Below are 10751 nucleotides of genomic sequence, written 5' to 3'. Positions count from 1 at the left end.
GTATACGAGAACCGTATGTACGGTGGTGTGAGAGGGACGGAGGTTAGTCACCTCCCCCTATCTCAATTTTTATACTTAAGCGTAGAGTATTTAACAAACATATAACCGTTCTGCTTGGATAATCTACAAGTAGATAAGTATTTTTTATGAAAAGGGAGCGAGATAAATCGTGGCAAAATACATCTTTGTAACGGGTGGAGTTGTTTCATCAATCGGAAAAGGAATTGCAGCAGCTTCACTAGGTCGACTGTTAAAAAATCGTGGACTAAATGTAACGATTCAAAAATTTGATCCATACATTAACGTGGATCCAGGTACGATGAGTCCATATCAGCATGGAGAAGTTTTTGTGACTGATGATGGTGCTGAAACAGACTTAGACCTTGGTCACTATGAGCGTTTTATTGATATTAATCTATCGAAATACTCAAACATTACGACGGGGAAAGTGTACTCTTCAGTCATTAAAAAAGAACGTCGTGGTGATTACTTGGGTGCAACGGTACAAGTGATTCCGCACATTACAAATGAAATAAAAGATAAAGTGTTCAAATCTGCCGAACATAGTCATGCAGACGTCGTGATTACAGAAATCGGTGGGACAGTCGGTGATATTGAATCCCTGCCATTCCTAGAAGCGATCCGTCAAATTAAAAATGAAGTTGGCCGAGAAAATGTAATGTACATTCATACAACACTCGTTCCATATATTAAAGCGGCTGGTGAATTAAAAACAAAACCAACGCAACATAGCGTAAAAGAGTTACGCTCATTAGGGATTCAACCAGATGTCATTATTTTACGTTCTGAAATGCCAGTCAATCAAGAAATGAAAGAAAAGATTGCCCTATTTTGTGATATTAAAACGGAAAATGTGATTGAATCAAGAGATGCAGAAACGATTTACCATATCCCACTTTCATTACGAGCTCAAGGGCTCGATCAAATCACTTGTGACCATTTTGGCCTGAATTGCCCTGAACCAGATATGGCTGAATGGGAAAAATTAGCGGAAACAGTTAAAAACCTATCTGGCAAGAAAACGATTGGTTTAGTCGGAAAATACATTGAATTACCTGATGCTTATATTTCAGTTGTCGAAGCGTTAAAACACGCTGGCTATCCACATGACGTTGATGTTGAGGTTAAATGGATTAATTCAGAAGACATCACTAACGGTAATGCTTCTGCTTACTTAAAAGATGTTGATGGGATTGTTGTTCCAGGTGGCTTTGGTGATCGTGGTATTGAAGGTAAAATTGAAGCCATTCGCTATGCACGTGAAGAAAAAGTTCCATTCTTAGGAATCTGTTTAGGAATGCAATTAGCAACAATTGAATTTGCCCGCAATGTACTCAACATACCTAACGCACATTCAACAGAAATTGATCCAAATACAACTGAACCCATTATCGATATTCAAGCAGATAAAAAAGACTTGGAGAATATAGGTGGCACATTACGCCTTGGTTTATTCGCTTGTCACTTAAAAGACGGCTCAAAAATTAAACAAGCATATAATCAAGCGGACGTGATTCACGAGCGCCACCGTCATCGTTACGAATTGAATAATGATTACCGGGAAGTTTTAGAAGAAAACGGCTTAGTCCTGTCTGGCACAAGTCCCGACAATCGCCTAGTTGAAGTGATTGAATTAGCAGACCACCCATGGTTTGTCGCAACACAGTTCCACCCTGAATTCAAGTCACGCCCAACGAGACCACATCAATTGTTCTCAAGCTTTGTCGGAGCAATTGTCGATAAATAATCATGCAAAAGTGATGAATGAAAACCAACGCCATTCATCACTTTTTATTTCATAATGCATGAAAAGGCTCCATCCGAATAAGATCTAATTTAATATGTTTAGTTACTGTAAAAATACATTAACACCCACAGAAAGATAAAATTTTGTTTAACATCAAGAGATGGAGGGAAAACATGTGACTAAAACAGTATTGATTATTGACGACCAAAGAGGCATTCGACTATTACTTGAAGAAGTTATTCGCAACGAAGGTTATCATGCAAAAAGTTTCGAAGATGGCATAAGTGCAATGGCAGAAATAGAAATAAATCAACCCGACCTAATTATTATTGATCATCAACTACCAATTAAAAGCGGAACAGAAATCATTGAACTGCTCGAAGAAAAAGGCTATCAAATTCCAACGATCATCATGAGTGGTCTGATCGAATCCGTAAAATCAACGGCTAAAAAAATGAAAACAGTCAAAGCGTACTTTTCTAAACCATTTAATATTATTGAAGCAAAAAACACAATTAACCAATTATTGGAAAATAACAAATAAGCTATTATCTATATATACCATATAATCCTATTTTTAACTTAAATCCAAACCGAATTGTTAAAATTTTATGACGAAATCGCTTACATTTTTGTAGTTCTATTGCACCGATTCATCGAAATTGGTATGCTATTAGAGTAGCCAATCAATGAACTTTTTTTGACTGGATATAACAGCATGTTCAATTTTAATTGACCATGCCAAAATATGAATCAATAATTTCTTAATTCTTAGGAGGAACAATTCATGGCATTAGTATCAATGACGCAAATGCTTCAAGATGCAAAAGCAGGAAAATACGCTGTCGGACAATTTAACATTAACAACTTAGAATATGTCCAAGCTATTTTACAAGCAGCAGAAGAGGAAAAATCTCCAGCAATTTTAGGTGTTTCTGAAGGTGCAGCTCGTTACATGGGTGGCTACAATGTAGTCGTTGCAATGGTAACAGCAGTAATGGAAGCGCAAGGAACGACTGTTCCAATCGCAATTCACTTAGATCACGGTTCAAGCTTTGATGAGTGTGCAAAAGCAATCCACGCTGGTTTTACATCAGTAATGATTGACGCATCACACGATCCGTTTGAAGAGAACGTTGCAACAACTTCAAAAGTTGTTGAGCTTGCTCACTTACACGGCGTTTCTGTAGAAGCTGAGCTAGGAATCGTTGGTGGAGAAGAAGATGGCGTTGTAGGTGACGTTATGTATGCAGACCCTAAAGAATGTCAAGAACTAGTAGAGCGTACTGGTATCGATACATTAGCTCCAGCGCTTGGTTCTGTACACGGTACTTACAAAGGTGAACCGAACCTAGGCTTTAAAGAGATGGAAGAAATCGGTGCTGCAACTGGTGTACCACTTGTATTACATGGTGGAACAGGTATCCCATTAAAAGATATTCAAAAGGCAATTTCTTTCGGAACAGCAAAAATTAATGTCAACACTGAGAACCAAATCCAACAAACTAAAGTTGTACGTGAAGTTTTAGCTGCGAATCCAGATATGATTGACCCACGTAAATACCTCGGACCTTCTCGTGATACAATTAAAGAGACTGTTATTGGTAAAATGCGTGAATTTGGTTCTTCTAACAAAGCGTAAGTTTTACGATCGTGAGTAATCAATAGTCGATTGAAATAGATGGAGTTGTTATAAAAGTTAACTGCTTTTGTGACAACTCCTTTTTCATCATAGCCTGTTATAAAACAGTTTATTTTAAAATAAACTGGATACATAAGCAATTTATTCGTATAATGGAAAAGAATAAGTAATTTTGGTTCACATAAGACAATAAGATAATGTTTTAAACAGATGATTAAATCCACGAATCAAAGCGACAAGAACGTATACACTATAAGTAACGAAACGAGACGACAACTATAAAAAGTGAGGCTATCGATTATGAATAAATTATTTGTAGAAGGTGGTATACCTTTAAAGGGAACGGTAAAAATTGGCGGAGCAAAAAACAGCGCAGTAGCCCTGCTACCAGCAACAATCCTAGCAGACTCAGAGGTCAGTATTGAAGGCCTGCCTGATATTTCAGACATTTTGATTTTAAGCGAATTAATTGAAGAAATCGGCGGTACAGTCACACGCGACGGCAGTACCGTACATATCGACCCAACAAAAATGACCTCAATGCCATTACCAAACGGCAAAGTAAAAAAACTCCGTGCATCTTATTATTTTATGGGAGCAATGCTCGGTCGTTTTAAACGTGCCGTCATTGGGCTACCAGGTGGATGTCACATTGGCCCGCGTCCAATCGATCAACATATTAAAGGCTTTGAAGCACTTGGCGCAAAAGTCACCAACGAACAAGGAGCCATTTATCTCCGTGCTGATGAATTAATCGGTGCTAGAATTTATCTTGACGTCGTTAGTGTTGGCGCAACAATTAATATTATGCTTGCTGCTGTTCGAGCAAAAGGAAAAACAGTGATTGAAAATGCTGCTCGTGAGCCGGAAATTATTGATGTGGCCACACTTCTAACAAGTATGGGTGCGAAAATCAAAGGGGCAGGAACCGACGTGATTCGAATCGAAGGCGTTGATACATTGTCTGGTTGTACGCACACAATTATTCCTGATCGAATTGAGGCCGGAACATATACGATCTTAGCAGCCGCTTTAGGTGAAGATGTTTTAATTGACAACGTGATTCCGCAGCACTTAGAACCAGTCATTGCAAAATTACGTGAGATGGGTGTCGATATCGAAGAAGGTGAAGAGCACCTACGTGTTCGCAAGTCAGATAACCTGACTGCTGTTGATATTAAAACACTTGTCTATCCAGGTTTTGCAACAGACCTGCAACAACCATTTACTGCATTACTAACAAAAGCTGAAGGCACATCGATTGTCACAGATACGATTTATAGTGCGCGTTTTAAGCATGCAGACGAACTTAGACGGATGAACGCAAAAATTAAAGTTGAGGGATCAAGCGCAATCGTCTATGGTCCGACAAAACTTCAAGGAGCCAAAGTCCGCGCTTCTGACCTTCGTGCTGGCGCCTCGCTGATCATTGCGGGCCTGATGGCAGAAGGGATCACAGAAATTACTGGCGTTGAACATATTGAGCGTGGTTATGAAAACTTAACGGATAAATTGGCCAACCTCGGTGCAAAGATTTGGAAAGAGACCGTCACTGAAGAAGAATTGAGCCAAACCCAAAATTAACCGACCGATGCGAACGTCCAACTTAGGGTGTTCGCATTATTTTTGTTAAAATTAGCTCCGTACTTGTTAAGGTATGTCTAAAAATCCACGATAAAGCGGAGGAAACACCACCAAATGGTCATTATTTCACAAAAGCGGTTGAAAATTTTTTCAAAAAGGAGTACGATAAAAATATCTACCGCATACTTCTGAAGTCATTCAATAAAATCTTCTGAAATTATTTTCCCAATTTTTAAAATAAAATTAAATTAAAGAATAGGTGTGATGATCACGTGTCGGAAGTAACAATTTCACAATTAGAGGAGCTTACTTTAAAAGATCTCTACGATAAGGCTAGGGAATTTAAGGTATCTTACTATGCAAAATTAACGAAGCGGGAGCTGATCTTTTCAATCCTGAAGGCGCAGGCTGAAAAGAGTGGTTATTTATTTATGGATGGTATTTTGGAAATCATTCCGTCAGAGGGGTTTGGTTTTTTAAGGCCGATCAATTATTCGCCGAGTGCTGAGGATATTTATATTTCGGCTTCGCAGATTCGTCGATTTGATTTGCGCAATGGTGATAAAGTGTCAGGCAAGGTTCGTCCGCCGAAAGAAAATGAGCGTTATTACGGGTTGCTTCATGTCGATGCGGTGAACGGTGAAGATCCTGAGCTTGCTAAAGAGCGTGTCCATTTTCCAGCTTTGACACCTCTGTACCCAAATAAAATGATGACCCTTGAAACAGAACCTCAAGAAATCTCAACTCGAATTATGGATATTATTTCACCTGTTGGATTCGGGCAACGTGGTTTGATTGTAGCACCACCAAAAGCGGGTAAGACGATGCTGTTGACCGAGATTGCCAATAGCATCACGAAAAACCATCCTGATGTTAAGTTGATTATTCTCCTTGTTGACGAGCGTCCTGAGGAAGTGACCGATATTGAGCGTCAGGTTGCCCCTGATGTTGATGTGGTTAGCTCGACGTTTGATGAGGTTCCAGAAAATCACATTAAAGTATCTGAACTTGTTTTAGAACGCGCCATGCGGTTAGTAGAGCACAAAAAAGATGTCGTCGTGCTGATGGATAGTATTACGAGATTGGCGCGTGCTTACAACCTTGTGATTCCGCCGAGTGGGCGAACGCTATCGGGTGGGATCGACCCAGCTGCTTTTCACCGACCAAAACGTTTCTTCGGTGCAGCGCGTAACATTGAAGAAGGTGGCAGCTTCACGATTCTCGCAACTGCGTTAGTTGAGACAGGCTCAAGAATGGATGACGTGATTTACGAGGAATTTAAAGGAACCGGTAACCTTGAACTTCACCTCGACCGCCAGCTCGCACAACGCCGAATTTTCCCAGCGATCGATCTGTTGCGTTCGGGCACGCGTAAAGAAGAGCTGTTGATCTCACAAGAGAAGCTCGACATTGTTTGGTCAATGCGTAAAGTAATGCAAGACACACCAGACTTCGTCGAACGCTTTTTGAAAAAAATTCGCTCCACGAAATCGAACGAAGACTTTTATCAGCAAACCATCGATGAAATGAAACGAAAAAATATCAAACCATAATTTGTTTTGTAACTCTCAACCTGTTTGCGGGTTGAGAGTTTTTAATAAAAAATTTTGAAAGGAATGAACGTATGACTTATCAATTAGTTAAAAAAACCGAGCGATTACTTCAATTAGAAGCGGTTGTACCACGACTGAAACCGTCATTTCCAGCTTATCGAGAATTAGCGGCCCAGTTAGGAAAAGATTTTGCCGGCTACCTCGGTGAAAAAAATCTCCGTTATCATTTTGAATTTATGCGATTGCCAAAAGTAACACACTTCGCAGGTCTCCGACTCAAAGGCAGCACATTTTTTACCCAACTTGACCACCTCATCGCCACACCAGAAATCCTGTTCATTATCGAAGCAAAGCACCGCAAAGGATTAATCTCAAAAAACCAACACGGCCAGTATCTCCAGCAGTACTCGAATCAATTAGTCACCTTCGACAACCCGGAAAACCAAGTCGAAATCCAAAAACAACAACTCGACTATATACTCAGACGCCACGGATTCCCAGCTATACCAATCGTTCCAATCGTCGCATTTACACACAACACGACCCAACTCGACCCATCAATCACATCAACAAAAGTTATCGTCGCCCAAGAAGTCTCATTTCACATCAATAATATTTTGGAAAAATCCCGCCAACAGTGCTACAACAACCACCAACTCAAGCAAATGAAAACATTACTGAAGAAATTGCACGAACCGCTGGCAGTTGATTTGATTGCAGAATACCAAATTCAACTTTCTGACTTAAATCCAGGCATCCTCTGCCGCGATTGTCGAAAAGTTTTTATGCACCGTGCGTTCGCAACATGGACATGCCCAGCCTGCGGACTATCCGACCCAACCGCGCATCACTTAGCACTCCGTGACTACGCTAGATTATTTGGCACATCGATCAACAACCGCACCGCAAGAAGGTGGTTGGGGGTGGAGTGTAAAAGTTTAACCCATCGCTTGCTCAAAGATTTTCCGACAGTGAATTTTGTAGGGAAAAAAGCAGTTCAGTATGATTTAAGTATTTTAAACAAAAAATAATCCGCAGATTTGGTGAAATGTTCTCAAGTTAGGTGAATTGCTCTCAAGTTAGGTGAAATGCTCTCAAGTTAGATGAAATGCTCTCAAGTTGATCGAATTGCTCTCAAGTTAGATGAAATGCTCTCAAGTTGATCGAATTGCTCTCAAGTTAGCCGATTTGCTCTCAAGTTAGCCGAAATGCTCTCAAGTTGATCGAATTGCTCTCAAGTTAGTCGAAATGCTCTCAAGTTGATCGAATTGCTCTCAAGTTAGATGAAATGCTCTCAAGTTGATCGAATTGCTCTCAAGTTAGCCGAATTGCTCTCAAGTTGATCGATTTGCTCTCAAGTTAGCCGAAATGCTCTCAAGTTGATCGATTTGCTCTCAAGTTGATCGATTTGCTCTCAAGTTGATCGATTTGCTCTCAAGTTAGCCGAAATGCTCTCAAGTTGATCGATTTGCTCTCAAGTTAGTGAAATTGCTCTCAAGTTGATCGATTTGCTCTCAAGTTAGCCGAAATGCTCTCAAGTTGATCGATTTGCTCTCAAGTTAGCCGAATTGCTCTCAAGTTGATCGATTTGCTCTCAAGTTAGCCGAAATGCTCTCAAGTTGATCGATTTGCTCTCAAGTTAGCCGAAATGCTCTCAAGTTGATCGATTTGCTCTCAAGTTAGCCGAAATGCTCTCAAGTTGATCGAATTGCTCTCAAGTTAGTCGAAATGCTCTCAAGTTGATCGAATTGCTCTCAAGTTAGATGAAATGCTCTCAAGTTGATCGAATTGCTCTCAAGTTGATCGATTTGCTCTCAAGTTGATCGATTTGCTCTCAAGTTAGCCGAAATGCTCTCAAGTTGATCGAATTGCTCTCAAGTTAGCCGAATTGCTCTCAACCTGTTCAAAATACAAACAACTTTTCAACCTCACCAATATTTTCCAACACAACCTCCCCGACGAGCAGGTGAATTTTTCATAAAAAACTGTTGCATTGTATATCTGACACTGGTATAATCAAAAAGTATGTAAAAAGGCAGTTTGGAGCAGTTTAACCCGCTGTTGTAAGCTAGCCAAAATTAACTCTGTTTCCGAAAGATGCAGGGCAAAAGGAGTTGGAACACATGAAAAACGAAATTCATCCAGAATACCAAAAAGTTGTATTTCTAGATACGAGCTCTGGCTACAAGTTTCTAACAGGATCAACGAAAAAGTCTGAAGAAACAGTTGAGTGGGAAGATGGAAACACATATCCATTAATCCGCGTTGAGATCAGCTCGGAATCTCACCCGTTCTACACAGGCAAGCAAAAAGCAGATACTGCTGGTGGCCGTGTTGATCGATTCAAGAAAAAATATAACATTAATTAAGAACTATCACGGCAGCCACACCGGCTGTCTAAAACTCAGACAGGCCACCGTTAAAGCGAGCCTGTCTTTTTATTTTCCAACAACAACAAGATGGAGGCTGAACACGATGAAACAAGGATCGATCGAACTGATCTGTGGCAGCATGTTTTCCGGAAAATCCGAAGAACTCATTCGTCGCATCCGCCGCGCAAAATACGGCAACCAAAACATCATTGTCTTCAAACCCGCGATCGACAACCGCTATTCGAAAGAGACAATCATGACACATAATGGAAATTCAATCAACGCACACCCAGTCAAATCATTAACTGAGATTATTGAAAAACTCACCCCAGCAATTGATGTTGTCGGAATTGATGAGGTACAATTTTTCGAAACAGAAATCGTCGATCTCGTTAGTCAACTTGCGGATCAAGGTTATCGTGTGATCCTCGCTGGCCTTGATACGAATTTTCGTGGTGAACCGTTTGGTGTTGTGCCAGAGCTGATGGCACTAAGCGAATCAGTCACAAAACTGAATGCGATTTGTCCACAATGTGGTGCGGATGCGAGCAGAACGCAGCGACTGATTGACGGAAAACCGGCAAATTATGATGATCCGATTATTAAAATTGGGGCGGCAGAATCTTATGAACCACGATGCAGAAAATGCCATCAAGTGCCAAAGAAGCCTGACTACAAAGCTAAAATAAAAACAATTTTGACCTAGTCATTATCAATATTATATAATGAAGTGTATGATTCGAATAAAAGAGGTGAAATCAATGCTTGACAAATTAGCAGGTCTAGAAGAACGTTATGAGAAATTGAACGAATTATTAAGTGACCCTGATGTCATTAGTGACCCGAACAATCTACGTGAATACTCGAAAGAACAATCCGATTTACAAGATATTGTTGATACTTACCGTGAATATAAAGATATTACTGAACAAATAGACGGCGCAAAAGAGATGCAGCAAGAGGAAACAGATGCGGAGATGAAGGAAATGATTCAGCTTGAGCTAGAAGAACTTGAACCGCAAATTCCTGAACTCGAAGAAAAACTAAAAATTCTTCTGTTACCGAAAGACCCGAATGACGACCGAAACGTTATTATGGAAATTCGTGGTGCAGCTGGTGGTGATGAAGCCGCCCTTTTCGCAGGTGATCTATTCAGAATGTATCACCGTTTTGCTGAGGCTGAAGGTTGGAAAATGGAAATTATGGAAGCGAGCTCGACAGGTGTTGGCGGCTACAAAGAAATCATTTTTATGATTAATGGAAAAGGCGCCTACTCAAAACTTAAGTATGAAAATGGCGCGCACCGTGTCCAACGTGTCCCTGAGACTGAATCAGGTGGCCGAATTCATACGTCAACCGCAACCGTCGTCGCACTCCCAGAAGCAGAAGATGTTGAAGTTGATATCCATGAAAAGGATATCCGCGTCGACACGTTTGCCTCATCTGGCCCGGGTGGTCAGAGTGTTAACACGACGATGTCTGCTGTCCGCTTAACACACGAACCGACTGGAATCGTCGTTTCAATGCAAGATGAAAAGTCGCAAATTAAAAACAAAGAAAAAGCGATGAAAATTTTGCGTGCGCGTATTTATGACATGTACCAACAAGAAGCGCAAGCAGAGTACGACCAAAACCGGAAATCGGCTGTCGGTACAGGTGACCGTTCTGAGCGAATCCGGACGTATAACTTCCCACAAAACCGTGTCACCGATCACCGCATCGGTTTGACGATTCAAAAATTGGATCAAATTTTAGAAGGGAAGCTCGCTGAGATTATTGACGCGCTCGTCATTGAAGAACAAGCTCATAAAATGGAGCACATCGGTGACTAA

At 40.6% G+C, this 10751-nt stretch carries 9 protein-coding genes; all 9 read left to right on the top strand.

The window, feature by feature from the left end:
- Window positions 1-169: 169 nt before the first annotated feature.
- Entirely contained in the window at window positions 170-1768 is a 1599-nt protein-coding gene (gene pyrG / locus ABD814_RS07150) for a CTP synthase (protein WP_344911711.1), read from the top strand.
- Window positions 1769-1943: 175 nt separating this feature from the next.
- Window positions 1944-2312, top strand: coding sequence for a response regulator (locus ABD814_RS07145; RefSeq protein ID WP_344911709.1), 369 nt, complete (start codon window positions 1944-1946; stop codon window positions 2310-2312).
- A gap of 243 nt (window positions 2313-2555) precedes the next feature.
- Window positions 2556-3410: a class II fructose-1,6-bisphosphate aldolase gene (fba, locus tag ABD814_RS07140; protein ID WP_344911707.1), complete on the top strand. Its 855-nt coding sequence runs from the start codon at window positions 2556-2558 to the stop codon at window positions 3408-3410.
- 300 nt (window positions 3411-3710) lie between these two features.
- Complete coding sequence (locus tag ABD814_RS07135) at window positions 3711-4994, top strand: UDP-N-acetylglucosamine 1-carboxyvinyltransferase (RefSeq protein ID WP_344911705.1); 1284 nt, start codon at window positions 3711-3713, stop codon at window positions 4992-4994.
- Between the two features lie 272 nt (window positions 4995-5266).
- Complete coding sequence (rho, locus tag ABD814_RS07130) at window positions 5267-6547, top strand: transcription termination factor Rho (RefSeq protein ID WP_344911704.1); 1281 nt, start codon at window positions 5267-5269, stop codon at window positions 6545-6547.
- A gap of 71 nt (window positions 6548-6618) precedes the next feature.
- On the top strand, window positions 6619-7578 hold the full coding sequence (locus tag ABD814_RS07125; protein ID WP_344911702.1) for a nuclease-related domain-containing protein: 960 nt from the start codon (window positions 6619-6621) through the stop codon (window positions 7576-7578).
- Window positions 7579-8670: 1092 nt separating this feature from the next.
- Window positions 8671-8916, top strand: coding sequence for a type B 50S ribosomal protein L31 (locus tag ABD814_RS07120; RefSeq protein WP_344911701.1), 246 nt, complete (start codon window positions 8671-8673; stop codon window positions 8914-8916).
- A gap of 106 nt (window positions 8917-9022) precedes the next feature.
- A complete protein-coding gene (locus ABD814_RS07115) occupies window positions 9023-9625 on the top strand; it encodes a thymidine kinase (RefSeq protein WP_344911699.1) in 603 nt (200 codons plus the stop codon).
- Between the two features lie 55 nt (window positions 9626-9680).
- On the top strand, window positions 9681-10751 hold the full coding sequence (gene prfA, locus ABD814_RS07110; RefSeq protein WP_344911698.1) for a peptide chain release factor 1: 1071 nt from the start codon (window positions 9681-9683) through the stop codon (window positions 10749-10751).

Source organism: Amphibacillus indicireducens (assembly GCF_039539605.1).
GTDB lineage: Bacteria > Bacillota > Bacilli > Bacillales > Amphibacillaceae > Amphibacillus > Amphibacillus indicireducens.
The sequence above is the reverse complement of the archived record's forward strand: the minus strand, read 5'-3'. Positions and strand labels throughout refer to the sequence as shown.

Excerpts from the sequence above, each read along its gene's own strand:
- fba (WP_344911707.1), top strand. The coding sequence starts at position 2,556 with ATGGCATTAGTATCAATGACGCAAATGCTTCAAGATGCAAAAGCAGGA.
- ABD814_RS07135 (WP_344911705.1), top strand. The coding sequence starts at position 3,711 with ATGAATAAATTATTTGTAGAAGGTGGTATACCTTTAAAGGGAACGGTA.
- ABD814_RS07125 (WP_344911702.1), top strand. The coding sequence starts at position 6,619 with ATGACTTATCAATTAGTTAAAAAAACCGAGCGATTACTTCAATTAGAA.
- ABD814_RS07120 (WP_344911701.1), top strand. The coding sequence starts at position 8,671 with ATGAAAAACGAAATTCATCCAGAATACCAAAAAGTTGTATTTCTAGAT.
- ABD814_RS07115 (WP_344911699.1), top strand. The coding sequence starts at position 9,023 with ATGAAACAAGGATCGATCGAACTGATCTGTGGCAGCATGTTTTCCGGA.
- prfA (WP_344911698.1), top strand. The coding sequence starts at position 9,681 with ATGCTTGACAAATTAGCAGGTCTAGAAGAACGTTATGAGAAATTGAAC.